Raw genomic sequence first — 18,704 nt, 5'->3', positions numbered from 1 at the left:
AAATAATATTATTATATAATTATTGATGATTCTATAAAAAGAAGTTTTTCGTATTGCTTAAATTTCAAAGGAGGTTAAATAAATGAAAAAACTTATAACATTACTGTCGACTTTTACTTTTGCAGCAACTGCTATGACAGGAGTTGTTTCATGTAAAAAAGAAGAAGAACGAACAAACTCTCAATTTATTAAAGATAATGGAGAATTTGATATCGATGCAAAAGCTTTATTAAGTTGATATAAAGAATGAAATGGTGTGAATCAAGACGAAGGGTTTATTAACAAGTTTTATAATATTTTAGCTGTAGGACTTTTAAAAGGTATTTCTGAAAAAGGAGAATTTAAATTACCAACAGGAAAAGAAGCGCAAGAACGCGGTTGAGATGAAAGCTTAAATACTGAACTTGAAAATCTTTTAGGTAAAAAAGACGGAACAACTGCTAACAGTTTATATAGTTTTGCTCATAATGCTTTAAAAGATAAAAGAGATAATGAGTTTAAAGATAAACACAAAGACTATATTAAATTCTTAGAAGATAAATTCAAAGGAGTTAAAAGAGATCAAGAAAGTTTAGAAAACGCCTTTTTATCAGACTACATTTTAAACGATCCTTCAAATAGTGCTTTTATCAGATTAAAAAATACTTTAATGTTCAATTCAACAATTTCTAATTCATTATGAAGAAAAGGTATTCAAACTAATGATTTAGATATTAATGTTATTGTTAAAAAGTTTGCTGGTGTTGATGTTTATAAAAATAAAAATACTTTAGATGATTTAGCTAAAGCAGTTAAAGAAGCATTTAGTAAAGAAGAAGGTAAAATGAATTGAAATGATTCATCAATCACTTCATTTACAGATTTAGTAAACTCAGTTGGTGGTATTGAATTTGGAAAAGATAACATTTCAATTACTTATAGTTCACCAGAACAAATTCAAAAGAAAATTAAAGATGAACAAGATAAAGTTGACTGAATTAAAACTATTTTAAAAAGATTCTCAAACAAAGATGATAGTTCAAATAAAGGTATAATCGAATTCTCAAATTATGTTCAATCAAATAACTATGATGGATCAGATAAATTCGTAAACTTTGAAGGTTTAAGACCTCAATCTTGATCTAAAATAGTAAAACAAATTCCTGTTTTAAATGGAAAAGATCTAAAAAGAGATGATATTAAAGGAAACTTTGGTTCAATTACTGATTCACAAAAATTCTCTATAGATAATTACTTTAATACTGAAAAACCAGTAATGGTATCAGACTTAATATTTAATTTTGCAAATTCTAAGAAAAAAGAAGATGTTGAAAAACAATTAACATTAGAAGCATTAATTCCAATTTCATCTAGTGGAACTGATTTAACAAAAGAACTTGTAGATAGATTCCAAGGTATTGCTGCAACACTTCAAGCTTATGTAAATGATGATGAAAAAGAAAATGATAATGATATTCCTGATACAGCTGGATTAAGTCGTTTTGATACTATTTTCAGAGGAGCAAACCGTACTATAAGAGCTGATGTTAACGGTGGAGCAAAAAGTTTTAAAGATTGAACTCAATGAGATAAAGAAAACACTTATCATAAAATTAATAAAACTGGAGACTTACTAACAATCAGTGACACAACATTTTCTAATGTAGCTAAATACTCAGTATATGATTTCATAACAAATCAAAAAGATAATAAATCTAATACTTTTAAATGAGATGGTGAAGCTCAACTAGAAAAAAACGATCTAATTAAATATGGTATAAACAGTGGTCAAGCAGATTTAATTATTAGTGCACTTGAAGGTCGTGACACAACAAAAACTGCTATTGCAAACGTTATTAAATTATTTGAAAAAATAAACCAAAAAGCACTAAGTGAAAAAGATTCAGATAACAACGGTAAAAACATGAATAAAAATATGTTTACTGTGTTAAATAAAGATAATGGAATAATCGCTTATATTGATGGTGATGGATTACATATTACTAAAGTTGATGGATACAAATTAATGAATACTCAACCTAGTGATAAAAAAGAAATTGATATTAATAAACAAACAGCAGTATTGAAAAAAATAGATTCTCTATATACTTCAGAATTTGGTAAAGATTTAGTTCCTTACTTAGTAAACTCTATGTTAAAAGATGCTAAACCTAAAGTATTATTAGGAGAATCAGAAACAGCTCCTGCTGAAAACGCAGCTGTAAATCAAGTTGCAGATAAAGTATGAGATTGATCTGAAAGTGATAAGAAAAATTCTATAGCCGTTTCAAACATGGGAGTAGAAATTGAACACTTAAATAACAATATTAAAAACAATTACGAAAGATTCTTAGTTAACACTTCTTTAATTGACAATACAAAAACTAAAACATTCTATAATACAAACATCTTAAATGAAGCGTCTAAATCAACTGATTCATCAGATAAAAATTTAGGTTCACAAGCAAGTTGATTATTAGGATTATTCTCAAAAGTATTTAATAATAATGAAATTATAAATAAAATAATTAAAATTCCTGCTGAAGAAAGTGTTGAACCTAATAACGATAAAAAATTAGGTGCAGATGTTAAAACTGAATTTGATCATTTAGTAACAAAAGTTATTTTAGATAGACAAAAAATGGAAAAAACTGCATCTATTGGACAATTCTTATCAGAAAACCAAAAATGAGTAAAATCAATCTTAGAAAATTGAGATGCTCAATCTAAAGGTGATATTAATAAAGAAGAATTTATTCCAGATCAAGCAATCGATTTAACTTCAGATAACAAAAAAAGATTTGAAGCATTGTTAAACTCAGATATTTTTAACCCAAATCAAGAAGTAAAAAGTGAAAAGGAGGAAAGATAATATGAAAAAATTACTAGGTTTTATAACATCTCTTTCTCTTATTTCAGGTACTGCTATTACTGCTGTTTCATGTGGTTCAGTTCAAAGATTTAAAGACGTAACAATTACTGATGAATTAGCAAATAAAATTATTTATGGTTTAACAAACGACGAAAACTTCAAATTCGATAATGGAGATATTTTCTATAAAGATATTGATTATAAAAATAGAATTATTGATATGATGAATGAAAGAATTTCAGCAGCTAACTACAAGAGTTCTATAATCAATCTAAACAATAATCTTGGTTTAACTGGTGATTCTGATAACGCTGGATTTGAAAGAAATAAAGAAGTTTTATCTAACTTAGCAACATTCAATTTATTTAATGAATATACAACAAAAAGAATTGAATCAGGTGCTGATATTGATGAAACTGATAAAACTTATAGAGATAAAATTCACCCATTAAATCCAATTAAACTAAAAGTTAATGGTAAAGAACAAGCTGGTAAATATGCTATATATTTCAAATCAGAAAATGATAAATGATTAAGATGACAAATGACAGGAGAATTTGATGTTCTTAACTCTGGATCAAAAATAAGTATTTATCAAATTCCTTCTATTGAACTATTAACTAACTTAGGAAAAAACTTTAGAATTGGTATTTTAGATAATGAAAAATCTAAAAATCAAGACTATATTACAAATACAAATAGTGTTGATAAAAATGGTAAAGGTGACTCTGAAAGTTCAATCACATGATATACAAATGAAGAAAATAAAACATTTGAAACAAATGGTGAAGGAATTATCAAACACAGATTCGCTTATTACTTTAAAACTAAAATTGAATCAAAATTATTCTCAAACTTATTAGGTAGTTCATACTTAGATGCAAAATTATATGATGATATTTTTGATAACTCAACAGCATCATCAAGAAAACTTGTATTAAACGTTACTAACCAATTAATTAGTAATATTCAAACAAATTTCAACCAACAATCTAATACAATTTCTAACATTAAAATGGTTTGATCATTATCAACTGAAGAAAAAAATATAGGTCAAATAGATAAATTAATTAATGACAAATTTGCAGTTGGTCCAAAATTAAAAAATAACAAAATACAATTAAAATCTATTTACAACACAATCACAACAGATAACTCAGCTGAAGGTAATAAAGGTTTAAATATCCAAAACGAAAGTAAACAAGGATCAGATCCATTCTTAGCTATGTCAGGATTTAATGGATTTGTTCAAAATGATAAAGATACTGTTAAAAGTTTAAATGGAGATTTAAAAATATCTGATGATGCTAAAAAAGAAGTATCAAAAACTAATACACCTATGGTATTAACAAATAATGGTAAAGGTTATGATTCAGATGTAAAAGGTAACAAAGATGTTGTATTTGTATTACCAATTTATCTAAATGATGTTTTCTCAACAAGTGATATTCAAATTAAAAAAGATAAAGATCAATACAATTTAAACGTATTAGAAAATACTTGAACAGATATGAGTCAAAAATTTGATATTACTAATAAAAATAACAATGCAGAAGAAGTTATAATAAGTGATATCCCTAACGCTGATGCAAATAATGTTGAAATAGCTCATAAAGATAAAAAATGATACGTTAAATTAAAAAACGGTCAAGCAGAAGGTAAAATCAAAGTTATTTACAATAACAAAGATGAAAAAACTATTACACTTAAAAAAGTTGAAAAATCTGAATATAAAACTTTAGATGTAACTAAAAAATTAAGTGACAAGAATAACAATAATAAAGAGTTATTTAGTAGTGTTGATGCTAACTTTGCAAACTCATTTATAACTTATGATTACAACATTAAAAACTATAGAGACGTTTTAGATAAACAAAACTCAATTTTTGATTGATTTAACTCAGATAAAAGTTCAGCTGACGTTTTAAGTTTATCTGTTGAAAATAAACAAACATTATTAGATCAATTAAAATCAATTATCTCAAATAATGATGATGTTAAAAACTCAGCTAAAACTGAATTATACAGTCAATATCTAAAATCAGATAGTGTTAAATATGAAGAATTATTTAAAGAAATTAAAAAATTCATACGTGATGATGAAGTAACATTTGACTAATAAGAGGTATAAATTATGGATTGCATATTCTGTAAAATAATAAACAACGAAATTCCTTCATATAAAGTTTATGAAAATGATAATGTGTTTGCATTCTTAGATATACAACCAGCAAGCGAAGGTCATTGTATAGTTATTCCTAAAAAACATTTCAAAAACTTCAGTGAATGTGATGATAACTATTTAAAAGAAGTAGCTATTGCTAAAAAACAAATAGTTCAAATTTTAAAGGATAAATTAAATGTTCAAGCATTTAATTACTTATCAAATCAAGAAGCAATTGCTGGTCAATCAGTATTTCACTATCACGAACACATTATTCCTAAATATAAAGAAAATGAAGGTTTCATCTTAAGTGCAAATAAAGTTGAAACTAAAGATGTTAAGTCTGTTTATGAATCTCTTAAATAATTAAATTACATTAAAACACCTCATGCTTTTGAGGTGTTTTTTTTGCGCTTTTAAACAATTTTAATTGTAAATACTTCTATTCATTTTTCTTCCTACGTTTCCCACTTAGCTACAAAAACAGCACGTTTTTAGTAGCTATATTTTTTTATAAAAAAATATAAATATCTATACTTTTATGCTTAAATATGATATAATACAAATATGAAAAAGTCAAGAAAAGATACAAAAAGACAATGAAAGAACATCAATAGCAAGAGTTAAAAAGGGTGAATATTTATCAATTGGGGTGCCAAGAAGAGATAACAAGGGGTATGAATTCAGATTTGGTTATGGTTATTTACATGAATTGAAAGAATATCACGATGATCCACTAAGTGTGATTAAAGCAGTTATTGCAAACTTCCCGCTATCTTGAACAAAAGAACAAGCTAAGACAAAGTTAGATGAAATTTTCAAAGAGAAAAAATCGCTGAAAAAAGAGGTTATAGAAAGGTATAAAGGTTACGAGATTATTGAAAAACTCTTTGATTATTTCGATATTTTCGATAATTGCTCTACTACAAGATCAACAACACTAAAAGATGTTATTATGCAGTTAATTTATCAAAGAATTAAAAATCCAATTAGCGTATTTAACACTTACAAAACAATAAAAAAGAAAGAATTGATACTCATTCAAAAAATTCATTTTATAGATCATTAGATTACATTGCAAAAAACAAAGATGAGATTTTAAAAACTTAAACAAGAAAATTTGCGATAACACAAACAGAAAAATTGATGTATTGTGATTTGATGCAACAACCGCATATTTTGAAACATTCTCAAGAGAAGGTTTTAAAAACCTGGTTATTCAAAAGATGGAAAATTCAAAGAAGATCAAATTGTAATAGGAATGGCAACTGATGAAAATGGAATTCCATTACATTACAAAGTTTTTCCTGGAAATAGTGCTGATTCAAATACATTTATCCCTTTTATGCTAGAAATTGCGAACCTTTATGAAATAAACACAGTAACTATCATCGCTGATAAAGGTATGAGCATTAACAAAAACATTAGATTCTTAGAATCTAAAAATTGAAATTACATAATTTCTTATAGAATGAAAGCTGGTAGCAAACAATTTAAAGAATACGTTTTAGATGAAAAAGATTATATAAATGATGGATCTTTTAAATACAAAGTTCGTGATATAGCTTCTTTTACAACAAAAAACGACCAAACGGTCATTTCAGAAAACAAATAATAACTTATAGTAAAAACGTGCAATAAAAGACAAAAATGATAGAGATATCTTAGTTCAAAATTTCATAAAAAGATGAACAAAGATAATCTAGTTTCTTATGAAAATTTAGCTGGTTCAAAAAAATATAAGTTTTTCAAACCTATAAATAAAGGTGCTTTTTATGAATTGGATTTAGCTAAAATACAAGAAGATGAAAAATACGATGGATATTATGTTTATGAAACAAATAGAACTGATTTATCTGTAGTTGATATTGTAAATCTATATTCGAAACAGTGACAAATTGAATCTAATTTTAAAACATTAAAAGGTAAATTGTCACTTCGTCCGATGTATTTATCAACATGAAATCATATTGTTGGATATATATGTCTATGTTTTGTATCTTTAGTGTTCTTAAATTATGTAATTTATCTTTTAAATTCTAGATTAGAATTACAAGGTAAAGATAGAATTACTGAACATAAAATGATTAACGTTATTAAAGATGTTAAAGAAATTGAGGTATTTGTAAACAAACAAAAAACAGAAACAATACAAGTGTTTAATGATGAGTTAAAAGAAAGTTGAGATACTTATCACACTATTTTAGAAGTTTTAAAAAAATAACAGTTGGCTTATAAATTTAGGTTTATAAGTTTAAACTGTTATTTTATGCTTAAAGTGGGAAACGTAGGACCTCATGCTTTTGAGGTGTTTTTTTGCGCTTTTAAACAATTTTAATTGTAAATACTTCTATTCATTTTTCTTTTTAGTTTCATATAAATAATTCTATATAAACATAGCTACATTTATCTAGACAAGAACTTACTATATTTATGGCGAAGTATTTATATGAGATCAAAAAGAGAATCATAAAAGAATTATTAAGTGGTAAGACTATTACTCAAGTGTCTAGAGAGTATGGAATAAACATTAACACGATAGTTAATTGGAAATGTCAATATGAATCTTTTGGTATTAGAGGTATTAGGAAGAGTAAGAATAAATCTATATACACTTCTGAGTTTAAAATTGCTGTTATAAAATATAAAAATGAAAATAATTTAAGTTTTTAGAAACAGCAAAACATTTTAATATAAAGAACGCATCGACAATATCTTTGTGAGAAAGCAAATATTATAGACATGGTGTTGCTGGTATTTCTAAATTAATTGGAAATGCAGGAGATATTGATAACATGCCATCACACAGTAGGGACTTTGTCAAGTCTTTTTTTTTTTTTTTTGGAATTGTAAAATATTTATAAATATGTACTAATAAACATTAATAATTATTTTATTAAAGAGGTCATTTAATATGAAAATACTTAAATTAATAACATTAGTTTCAGTTTTAATACCAACAGCATTAACAGCATCTTCTGTTATTAGTCATAGATTTAATGAAAAAAATGACCATTTTATAAGTGACCAATCAAACGAGAAAAGTGAAAATGAAATATTGACATCTTTAAATAAGCATATTAACGACTTGAGAATTAAGATTATAGAAATTCAAGGAAAAATAAATGCATTAAAAGATGAAAAACAAAAAGTAGAAAAACAAAAATTTGAAATCGATCAACAAATACGTACTATTAAAGAAGAATTTGAAAGTTCTGGAAGCAATGAATCTTTAAAAGAAAAGCTAGATGCATTACTTAAAGAATCAGATAAATTAAATAATCGCCCTCGAGACATTGATGACGAACTAGCAACACTTCAAAGAGATAAAGAAGGGTTTGAAAGACAAAAAAGTGATAACGAATCCAAGCTTGAAACTTTTAGAAAAAATGAAGAAGCATATAGACTTATGGTTCTTCATATTTGAAATAGTAGATTTAAAAATACTATTTGAGAGAAAGAAACTTGTTTTTCTTTATTACAAAGATTTGAAAAAGAAACTGGAATACGTCTTGAATTACAAGATTTAAGAATAAAAGATGACCCAATTCACATTAATAATAAAAAATTTAATAATAACCTTAAAGTTAAAACGTTCAATATAAGGTTTGATTTACCTTCAAATGCTGCATACAAACTTAGTCAAGATAAAATAGAAAACGGCGATGAATTAGTGCAATTTGGATATGACGATAAGGGTAAAATTCAACCAATAAGTCCTAATATTAATAAAGTACCTATAACATTACCTTGGTTCATTACAGATCTCAGCAGAGCTTTTTACAAAACTAATCATGGAGAAATTGATGGAATACAACATTGAGATACTTCAAATGTAACTAATATGAGTCATATGTTTTTTGAATCTTGAATCAATCAACAAATAGGTCATTGAAATGTAAAAAATGTTATGAATTTTGAATGAATGTTTTGATCATGCACTCTTTTTGAAAAGTCAATAGGTTCTTGAGAAATATCTTCAAATGCAAAAACAGAAAGATTTATGAATAATCCAGTACCTATTTGAAGTAACGGGGCAATGCGAGAAGCTTGTGTGCCTAAAATAATTCGGGAACGTCATGTTAATGATGCTAGACACATTAAATAATAAAAATTAAAGAATTTTAATAATTAAAACTAATAATAAATTCAATAAGGAGGTTTTTTGATATGAAAAAGTCTAAATTAATTGCATTGATTTCAGTTTTAATACCAACAGCATTAGCTATACCTACTTTTGTCGGTTTTAATTTTTCAAAAAGACATAACCACTCTATTAATAACCAGTCGGATAACGCAAATGCAGAACAACTTAACAATTCATTGAACGGTTCTATTAGAAGATTAAGAGAAAAAATTTCAGAAATTAGTTCACAAATAGGTAGTTTAAAATCAGACAAAGATAGTATGGAAGCAGAGTTAAATAAAGCTAAACTAGAATTAGAAGAGCTACAAAAAATTAAAGATGAAAATGTACATATACAACAAGAGATTGTTAGAGTAGAACAAGCGATTACTAGAATGAAAGATGAAATTAAATCCATTACTGAAAATATAGAAAAATTAAAATTAGAAAATGAGCAAAACAAATCTGTTGTAGAAGATTTACAAGGCAAAATTAGACATTTCGAAGCAAACGAGAGAGTAATAAAAGAAGTTGTTGAACGTGCTTGATCTCAAAAAATTCGAGAAACTATCTGAGGAGGAGAAAGTTGCCAAGATTTGTTACAAAGATTTGAGCGAGCTTCCGGTATTAAACTTGAATTAGAAGATTCAAACAAAAAATTTAATCTTATTGAGACTCATAATATGTCGAATGGTCCAACATTAAAAGTTAAACTGAACTCTATAGAAATCGAGTTATTTACAGCTATAACTTATCCAAGACAATTAAAGAAACACGAAGGTGCTACAGCATTAGATACAATCGGATACACTTTAGAAGGCCGAATTGAGCCAATAAGCCCTCACATTACAAAAGTGCCAGAAGAATTACCATGGTTCATTACAGATCTTAGTAATGCATTTGAACACACTCAAGCTACAGAAATAGAAAATTTAGAAAAATGGGATACTTCAAATGTAACTAATATGAGTCATATGTTTCATGAGTCACCAACATTTAACCATAAAATAGAGCGTTGAAATGTTTCTAAAGTTGAAAATTTTACTAAATTTTTATGATCTGCACAAAATTTTAGACAATCTCTTGCTTCATGAAAAATGCATCCAGATCCAATAGTAACAAGTTTTATGAATCCAGGTGTACCTATTTTCAAAACTGTCAATGCTGAATTATGAGAAGCTTTTTTACCAATACAAGTAAAAAGAAATCTTGCCGAAGGAACTATACACTGAGTTGATTAATTGAGAGAAATTTGATTATATACAGGTAGTTTATAATGTTGTTTAATCGTTTCTGATTAATTAAAAAATATATAAATATCCAAAATTAAAAAAGTAACATTCAACACTGTTAATAAAATAAATAATTAAAAATAGAAGTCACATGACTTCTATTTTTTATGTTTATAAAACATTCTATTATCAACTGAAATTATTCTTTGTGTTCAATTATTTACTGATTCAACTTTTCTAAGTTCATCATTAATTTTAAATACTTTAGCATCTAAATCATCTAACATTGATAAAATAATTGCTTCAATTAAAACCGGTTCAACTGGTGATCCGAATTCTTTTTTACCATGACTTGCTAATACCATATGTTGAAGTAAAGTGACATCACTATTAATGTTATTAGATTCATCTTTATATATATTTAGTTCTTGAGCTATTTTATTAATTTCAGCATTACCTATAGAAATGTGACCTAATAATTTCCCTTCTAAACTATAATCACTTCCACTTACATCAACTATTTCAATAACTTTACCGATATCATGTAATATAGCTCCACAAATTAATAACTCTCAATCAATTGATGCATATTGATAACTTGGTTTTAATGCTAAAGCGTTTTTTACTAATGTATAACTATGTCAGAATAATCCTCCTGTAACATTGTGATGAATACTCATTGCTGCTGGAAATGTTAAGAATTGTTCTTTATATTTTTCAATTAATTTAATAGTAATTTGTCTGTATGTATCATTTTTAATTGAAGAAAGAATATTTAATAAATTATTATATTCTCTATTTATATCTAATGGAGCTGATATAAATAGATCTTCTTTTTTAATACCATAAAAGCTTAACTGATTTTCATCAATTACTTTATAATCATCTATTTTTAACTGTAAAACACCTCTATATTCAGATACTATTGTGTTTTCTAATAAAATAATAGCATTAGGTTTTAAAAGTTCTCTATCTTGTTCAGTTACGATTCATTTTCTAGCTTCAATTCTTCCAGTTGCATCAGCTAAATGTAATATTAAATAATTTGCACCACTACTTCCTGTAGAAACAATTGCTTTTTCAATTCTTACAACAGCATTAATAGGGTTTTTATCTAATGATATTTCATTTATTTTTTTCATATATAAAATCCTTTTCTTATTTGTTTTTAACTATTTACTTCAGTCAATAGTTGTTAAGTCTAACTCTTTTAAGATATTATTAATTTTACTAAATGGTTTAGTGTTTTCAAAACCTTTTTTATAACTAAAAGGTGATGGATGAGCTGAACTAATAACGTGTTTGGGTTTAATATTTAATGATTCATAAACTTGTTTTGCATAATTTCCTCATAAACAAAATATAACATCTTGATTATGTAATATAACATTTTCTAAAATGATTTTAGTAATATTTTGTCAACCTAAATTATTATGAGAACCTGGTTTATGTGCTTGAACTGTTCAACAAGTATTAATTAGTAATACTCCTTGTTTAACTCATCATTCTAGTGAATTATTAGTAAAATGATCTATATTTAAATCTGATTTTAATTCTTTAAAAATATTTTTTAAACTTGCAGGAGCCTTTACTTGGTTAGTTACACTAAAAGCTATTCCATTAGCTTGATTATAGTTATGATATGGATCTTGACCAATTATAACAACTTTAACATTATTTAAATCACTTAGTTCAAATAGTTTTAAAACATCTTCTTTTTTAGGAAAAATAGTTTCTTTATCACTATATATTTGATCAATTAAATTATTAATTTCTTGATTTAAATTTAATTTTTCAAATAGTTCATTTCAACTTTTATTTAAATTATTCATTATTTTTAATTCAAGAAATAACTATCTTGATTTGTCCTTCTATTTTTAATGGTTCAATACCATTAATTGTAATAGCTGATTGGCCTTGTTTAAAATCAATGCCATTAATTTTTCCTTGTCCTTGAATAACTGTTAATTGTAATCAATCACACTTTTCAACTATGTTAAATTCTTTTCTTGTTTTGCAATCTAAAACATATAATGAAAACACATCAGAACTAAATAATAAACCTTCTTTTTTATTAATAATATCAATTTGAGAATCAGGAATAGTTGTACAATTTAAACAATGTTCTATATCTAATCTTCTTAGCTTTCCAGTTTTAGGATCAACTCTATTGTAATCATAAAACCTATAAGTAATATCACTAGATCTTTGCAATTCAAAAACTGTAACATTACTAGTTATTGCGTGAACTTTACCAGCAGGAACATATAAAAAGTCACCTTTTTTAATATCAACTTTTTTTAAAAATCGATCTCAATTATTGCTATTAATCATTTCAATTAATTCTTCTTTTGTTTTAGCATTATGTCCATAAATAAGTTGGGCATTGTCATCACAATCTAAAACATATCAACTTTCAGGTTTTCCTAGTTGATTGTGATGAGTTAAAGCGTAATTATCATCTGGATGAACTTGTACTGATAAATTCTCATTTGCTGAGATAATTTTTGATAATAAAGGATATTCTCCTTTAAAGTTATTAAAAAGGTGTTTATGATTTTCAAATAGTTCTTTTAAACTTAAATTATTATATTCATCATCACTAACAACATAACTTAAACCGTTTTCGTGAGCTGAAATTACCCAAGATTCACCTATTTTTTTATTTTCATCAATATCGAATCCGAATTTTTTTAAATTTTGCCCACCTCATAATCTTTCAGAAAAATGAGGTTTTAGTTTTAATATTTTCATAAACTATTCTAAATTAATTTTCATAATTTCTTTTAATTGATCTAGATATTGAGCTAATTCTTTAGATGAATTATTGTATGAATAAAATTGTTCTTGAGAGTTTTTATTATCTTGATCTAAAATTCCTAAATTACACTTCATTGGTTTTAAACTAGATATTTTTTCATTTGTTATATAGTTTGTTAATGCTCCTAAAACAGTTTTATTTGATAACGGTTTTATTTTTTTATTATTTATAAAAGCTAAAATGTTAATACCTGCTCAAATACCTGAACTAGCTGATTCGATATAACCTTCAACTCCAGTAATTTGTCCTGCAAAAAAGACATTTCTTTTTCTTTTAGTCTGTAGTTTGAAATTTAAAATCTTAGGAGAATTAATATAATAATTTTTATGCATTACTCCATATCTAACAATTTTTAAATTTTCTAATCCAGGAATTAAACTAAACACTCTTTTTTGTTCAGGTCATTTTAAGTTAGTTTGAAATCCAACTATATTATATAAACTATCTTTAGCATCATCTTGACGAAGTTGAACAACAGCATAAGGTTGATTGTTATTCTCATCTAATAAATTATTAGGTGACATAGGTCCTTTTAAAAGTAATTTTTTACTTGTTTTAGCAAGTTGTTCAATTGGTTGACAACCTTTAAAAAAGATTGATTTTTCAAAATCTTTTAATTGAACTTGATCTGCATTAACTAACTCGTTAACAAAATTATTAAACTCTTGTTCAGTAAAAGGACAACAAATATATTTACCTTTATTATGTCTTCCAGCATAATAAACCTTATTAAAATCTATTGAATCTTTTTTAACAATTGGAGCTGATGCGTCCATAAAAAATAGTTTTTGTTTTCCTATTAATCTTTGTATATCTTGTTTTAATTCATCAGTAGTTAAAGGTCCAGTAGCAATTAAAGTAATATCATTTTCATCATCAATACTATCTACATTTTTAGAAATTAATGTTATATTAGGATGATTTTTAATAGCTTGAGTTACTTTTTGAGAAAATTCTACTCTATCAACAGCTAAAGCGTCATCGCCTTGAATTTTACATTCATCAGCTATTTTTAAAACTAATGAACCTAACATTCTCATCTCACTTTTTAATATTCCAGCAGCGTTTAATAAAGATTGACTTCTAAAAGTATTAGAACAAACTAATTCACACAAATCATCAGTTTTTTGAACTTCATTATGTTTAATTGTTTTTGCTTCATATAATTCAACTTGAATATTGTTATTAGCTAAAAATCAAGCAGCTTCACAACCCGCTAATCCAGCTCCAATTATTTTTACTTTTTTTATCATTTTTATTTTTCCTTAAATGCGTTAATATTTTCAATTGAAATTTCAGAATTTAAATTTTGATCAACTCTAGCAGAAGTTGAAATATGCACATAATCTCTAGCTTTAATATATTTTTTAATATTTTGATTAGTTTCGAAATTAATTACAAATTTAATTTTAGGATAAGCACTTTTTAATTCTTTAATATCTTTTAATGATTTTTCTAAATCTTCACTAACACTTATTAATACACTATCTATATTGTGTTTTTCTAAAATATTTAATGCTTGTTTAAAATCTTTAACTTGATCAAAAGCTTGATGAAAAGTTAATTTTAAATTTGCTCTAACTTTATTTACTTGTTCTAAAAATGTTTCATTAATAGTTGATTGATTATTTAAAGCTCCAATTACAACACCATTAATATTAGATAGTTTCGAAATCATTGAAATCATTTGAATTTGTTTTCTTAATTCATATTCAGTGAAAATAAAATTATCATCTGAAGTTCTTATCATAATATCAATTGGTTTTAAAGCTATTTGATCAGCTACTAAAATATCATCAATGTTTGGAGTTAATCCATTTACATCTAAATTTTTACAAAATTGTATTTTATCTGCTTTTGAGTTATTAATTTTTCTAATATCAGTAAGACTTATTGCTACTACTTCTAAAAACATTATTTATACTCCTTTAGAATATCAGCTTTATCAGTTTGTTCTCAACTAAAATCAGCTTTACCAAAATGACCGTATTTTGATGTTTTGAAAAATACCGGTTCACGCAATTTTAAAGTCTTAATCATTCCAGATACTGAAAAGTCGAAGTTTTCTTCTACTGCTTGATATATTTTATCTAATGGTACTTTTTCAGTGTTAAAAGTTTCAATAAAAATAGATATAGGTCTAGGTAATCCAATTGCATAACTTACTTGAATTTCAACTTTATCAGCTAATCCTGCTGCTACTATATTTTTAGCAACATATCTGCACATGTATGCTGCTGATCTATCTACTTTAGTTGAATCTTTTCCAGAAAATGCACCACCACCATGACGTGCATAACCTCCATAAGTATCAACAATAATTTTTCTTCCAGTTAATCCAGTATCTCCTTGAGGTCCACCTATTACAAATCTACCTGTTGGATTAATTAAAACTTTAAAATCTTTATTCATGTTAAATTCATCAGCAACTAAATCCATAATATTTTCTTTTATGTATTTTTTAAACTCAGCTTCATTATAGTCTGGATCGTGTTGAATTGACATTAAGATAGTATCAATTTTAGGATTATTTATATCAGTATAATCAATAGTTACTTGAGATTTCATATCAGGTCTAGCTCACTTAAATAGACCTTGTTTTCTTTGTTTTGTTGCATTAAAAACTAATTCGTGAGCCATTGTAATTGCTAAAGGTAGATAAGTTTGAGATTCATTAGTAGCATAACCAAACATAATACCTTGATCTCCTCCACCAATTTCATCATTTTCTAAATCAACACCCATTGCAATATCTGGAGATTGACCTTCAACTCTAATATCAATCTGACAAGTATCAGCATTAATACCATAATCATCATTAGTATAACCAATATTTCTTAAAACGTTTCTTGCTACTTTTTCATAATCAACAACAGCTGTTGATGTGATTTGACCTGCTATTAATAAATAATTAGTTGTTGCAAATACTTCACATGCTACTTTTGAGTTTTTATCTTGACTTAAACAAGCATCTAAAATAGCATCAGACACTTGATCACAAATCTTATCTGGATGTCCTTCACTAACACTTTCACTTGTAAATAATCTTTTCATTTTTTCCTCCTTGTTCTTAATACAATTCTTATAACCTTATAAAAAACACGACATAAAATTGCCGTGTTTTAATTTGACAATCTTATTGTTACCTTATGGCCTTTATTTGAGCACCTAATCTAATAGGTTGCCATCACTTCATCAAGTTTTATCTCTCTGTGATTCTTAATAAGAATTTAATATTAAGTTTTATTACATTTTTTATTCTATCATGAATTAATATATAAGTTTATAATCTTATGTTTATTACTGTTTAATTGATAGTCTTTTTATATCTATTGCTTTATTTGTTTTATCATCAATTTCAATAACAACAGCGTTTAACACACTTCTACCGTTCGCAGGTCTAAACTTAACAGGTAGTCCTGTTTTTTGTTTAAATATAACATCATCTGGTTCAACTCCAATAACTGAATCAATAGCTCCAGTCATACCAAGATCGGTTATAAATGCAGTTGATTTAGGTAATATTCTTTCATCAGCAGTTGGCACATGAGTGTGAGTCCCTACAAATGCTGTAATAATTCCATCATAATTTCAAGCAAATGCTATTTTTTCAGCAGTTGTTTCTGCGTGAAAATCAACTAATAAAATATCATACTGATATTTTTTAGCTAAAAATTCATCCATAACTTTATAAGGATTATCACAATGATCCATAAAACTTTGTCCCATTAAATTTACAACAGCAATTTTTTTATCATTTTTATTTACTATTACATAACCTTTACCAGGAGTGTGATCGCTCATATTCATTGGTTTTAATAGATCGGCAGTTGAATTTATATATTCTAAAACTTCTTTATTTTTAAAAATGTGATTTCCACTAGTTATAACATCAACATTTAATTGTTTATAAAAATCATAATGTTTTTTTGAAAGTGATTTTCCATGAGTTGTATTTTCACCATTTACAACAACAAAATCAATATTATGTTCTTTAACTATTTTAGGTAAATGTTCAGCTAGAATATTTCTACCACAACTTGCATAAACATCACCTATCATTAATATTTTCATTAAATCACCTCTTTTATTATTTTTATAATTTCAGAATTATTAATGTTAGTATTTTCTAATTTTTCTATTAAAGAAATAAGTTTATCTTGTTTTTCTTTTAAATTAAGCTTACTTTCTCATTGGTTTAATAATTTAATAGTTTTAGTAATTGAATCATGAACTGCAGTTTTAGATATTTCAAATTCTTCAGCTATTTCATTTAAAGATAGATCTTCATTAATATATAGTGAAAAATACTCTTGTTGTTTATCAGTTAATAACTCTTTATATATTTCAAATAAATTAGATAAATTAACTGTTTTATCAATAATATTATTTTTCATTTTCCATAAACCCACTAGATAAATTAACTATATATTGATCTATATCAAATAAACTAATATCTTCAACCTGTTCACCAATTCCAATCATTTTAATAGGAATATTTAATTGATCTTTAATAGCTAGTCCAATTCCACCCTTACTTGTACTATCCATTTTAGTAAGAATAATTCCACTAACTTTAGCAACTTTACTAAACTCTTCAGCTTGAATAACTCCGTTTTGTCCTGTTGTTGCATCAATTACTAATAAAATTTCATGAGGAGCGTCTTTTTGTGTGTTTTGAATAATTTTGTTCATCTTTTCAAGTTCAGCCATTAAATTAACTTTATTTTGTAATCTTCCTGCTGTATCAATTAATAAAAGATCATAATTTTCTTCTTTAGCTTTTTTAACTGCATCAAATACAACACTAGCAGGATCAGCGTTAGGTTTATTTGCTTGAATTAAATCAACTTTATTGTTCAATCTGTGAATAATTCATTCTTCTAATTGTTTAGCAGCTCCAGCTCTAAAAGTATCAGCGGCTGCTATTAAAACTTTATAATTTTGTTCTGCATAATAATTAGCAACTTTAGCTAAAGAAGTAGTTTTACCTGTTCCGTTAACTCCAACCATCATAAAAATATTTAATCTTTTATCTTTGAAATTAATTTTATATTTACTTTTAGTTCAATCATTATCAGTATAAGCACCGTGTAGTGATTCAACTAACATTTCTTTAATATCTTCAAAACTAGAATTTGATTTAACTTTTTTTTGAACAGAATTTGAAACTTTTAAAACCATTTTCATACCCATATCAGTTTTAATTAATACTTCTTCTAATTCTTCAAAAAAGTCATCGTCAGCTTGTTTATATTTTTTAGATAATTTTTTAATATCATTTGAAAAATCTAAAGCAGATTTAGCCATTACTCTTTCTGCTTTTTTTTCTTTTTCTTTTTGTTTTTGTTTCTTTTTAAGTTCTTTTTCAGTTTGTTTTTCTGTTTTAGTTTCAGATGAAGTTGATGTTATTTTTTCTTTTAATTTAGATCAAAATCCCATAAAAATTCTCCTTTTGTCTATAACAATTTTAACAAATATAAAAAGTTAAATAAAATAAATTTTCATCA

Annotated in this window: 14 protein-coding genes and 2 pseudogenes; 7 read left to right on the top strand and 9 right to left on the bottom strand. The window is 25.8% G+C overall.

The genetic code is table 4. The annotated features are described in order from the left end of the window. The first annotated feature begins 82 nt into the window (after positions 1 to 82). From NX779_RS03250 to NX779_RS03220, 7 genes and pseudogenes are all read left to right on the top strand, one after another. Positions 83 to 2,851 carry a lipoprotein gene (locus NX779_RS03250; protein ID WP_259429991.1) on the top strand — a complete coding sequence of 923 codons (2,769 nt, stop codon included), beginning with the start codon at positions 83 to 85 and terminating at the stop codon, positions 2,849 to 2,851. A 1-nt stretch (position 2,852) separates the two neighbouring features. After that, the gene (locus NX779_RS03245; protein ID WP_259429990.1) at positions 2,853 to 4,970 is read left to right on the top strand and encodes a hypothetical protein; all 2,118 of its coding nucleotides are present in this window, start codon (positions 2,853 to 2,855) and stop codon (positions 4,968 to 4,970) included. A gap of 15 nt (positions 4,971 to 4,985) precedes the next feature. Further along, a complete protein-coding gene (locus NX779_RS03240; RefSeq protein ID WP_259429989.1) occupies positions 4,986 to 5,381 on the top strand; it encodes an HIT family protein in 396 nt (131 codons plus the stop codon). Positions 5,382 to 5,582: 201 nt separating this feature from the next. Beyond that, positions 5,583 to 7,239 (top strand): annotated as a pseudogene (locus NX779_RS03235) (IS1634 family transposase). A 209-nt stretch (positions 7,240 to 7,448) separates the two neighbouring features. Beyond that, positions 7,449 to 7,843, top strand: a pseudogene (locus NX779_RS03230) (helix-turn-helix domain-containing protein); the annotation flags it as partial. 86 nt (positions 7,844 to 7,929) lie between these two features. Next, a complete protein-coding gene (locus tag NX779_RS03225; protein ID WP_259429988.1) occupies positions 7,930 to 9,123 on the top strand; it encodes a BspA family leucine-rich repeat surface protein in 1,194 nt (397 codons plus the stop codon). 62 nt (positions 9,124 to 9,185) lie between these two features. Then, positions 9,186 to 10,382, top strand: coding sequence for a BspA family leucine-rich repeat surface protein (locus NX779_RS03220; RefSeq protein WP_259429987.1), 1,197 nt, complete (start codon positions 9,186 to 9,188; stop codon positions 10,380 to 10,382). 149 nt (positions 10,383 to 10,531) lie between these two features. On the opposite strand, the gene NX779_RS03215 is transcribed toward NX779_RS03220, so the two are convergent. From NX779_RS03215 to ftsY, 9 genes are all read right to left on the bottom strand, one after another. Further along, positions 10,532 to 11,515 carry a 3'-5' exoribonuclease YhaM family protein gene (locus tag NX779_RS03215; protein WP_259429986.1) on the bottom strand — a complete coding sequence of 328 codons (984 nt, stop codon included), beginning with the start codon at positions 11,513 to 11,515 and terminating at the stop codon, positions 10,532 to 10,534. 30 nt (positions 11,516 to 11,545) lie between these two features. Beyond that, a complete protein-coding gene (locus tag NX779_RS03210; RefSeq protein WP_259429985.1) occupies positions 11,546 to 12,205 on the bottom strand; it encodes a uracil-DNA glycosylase in 660 nt (219 codons plus the stop codon). Further along, positions 12,198 to 13,127, bottom strand: coding sequence for a type I phosphomannose isomerase catalytic subunit (locus tag NX779_RS03205; protein WP_259429984.1), 930 nt, complete (start codon positions 13,125 to 13,127; stop codon positions 12,198 to 12,200). The genes NX779_RS03210 and NX779_RS03205 overlap by 8 nt, the downstream gene beginning before the upstream one ends. 3 nt (positions 13,128 to 13,130) lie before the next feature. Continuing rightward, entirely contained in the window at positions 13,131 to 14,447 is a 1,317-nt protein-coding gene (gene trmFO / locus NX779_RS03200) for a methylenetetrahydrofolate--tRNA-(uracil(54)-C(5))-methyltransferase (FADH(2)-oxidizing) TrmFO (RefSeq protein WP_259429983.1), read from the bottom strand. Between the two features lie 2 nt (positions 14,448 to 14,449). Continuing rightward, positions 14,450 to 15,109 carry a copper homeostasis protein CutC gene (locus NX779_RS03195; RefSeq protein ID WP_259429982.1) on the bottom strand — a complete coding sequence of 220 codons (660 nt, stop codon included), beginning with the start codon at positions 15,107 to 15,109 and terminating at the stop codon, positions 14,450 to 14,452. Beyond that, positions 15,109 to 16,248: a methionine adenosyltransferase gene (gene metK / locus NX779_RS03190; RefSeq protein WP_259429981.1), complete on the bottom strand. Its 1,140-nt coding sequence runs from the start codon at positions 16,246 to 16,248 to the stop codon at positions 15,109 to 15,111. Before metK ends, NX779_RS03195 begins: the two co-directional genes overlap by 1 nt. A 246-nt stretch (positions 16,249 to 16,494) precedes the next feature. Then, positions 16,495 to 17,268 (bottom strand): TIGR00282 family metallophosphoesterase, encoded by a 774-nt coding sequence (locus NX779_RS03185; RefSeq protein WP_259429980.1) that lies wholly within the window; start codon positions 17,266 to 17,268, stop codon positions 16,495 to 16,497. After that, positions 17,268 to 17,591 (bottom strand): YlxM family DNA-binding protein, encoded by a 324-nt coding sequence (gene ylxM / locus NX779_RS03180; RefSeq protein ID WP_259429979.1) that lies wholly within the window; start codon positions 17,589 to 17,591, stop codon positions 17,268 to 17,270. Before ylxM ends, NX779_RS03185 begins: the two co-directional genes overlap by 1 nt. Continuing rightward, a complete protein-coding gene (ftsY, locus tag NX779_RS03175) occupies positions 17,581 to 18,636 on the bottom strand; it encodes a signal recognition particle-docking protein FtsY (RefSeq protein WP_259429978.1) in 1,056 nt (351 codons plus the stop codon). The genes ylxM and ftsY overlap by 11 nt, the downstream gene beginning before the upstream one ends. Between the last annotated feature and the right edge of the window lie 68 nt (positions 18,637 to 18,704).

It is taken from the genome of Mycoplasma cottewii, from assembly GCF_024918975.1.
Taxonomy (GTDB): domain Bacteria; phylum Bacillota_I; class Bacilli_A; order Mycoplasmatales; family Mycoplasmataceae; genus Mycoplasma; species Mycoplasma cottewii.
This window is presented reverse-complemented; position numbering and strand designations above follow the sequence as displayed.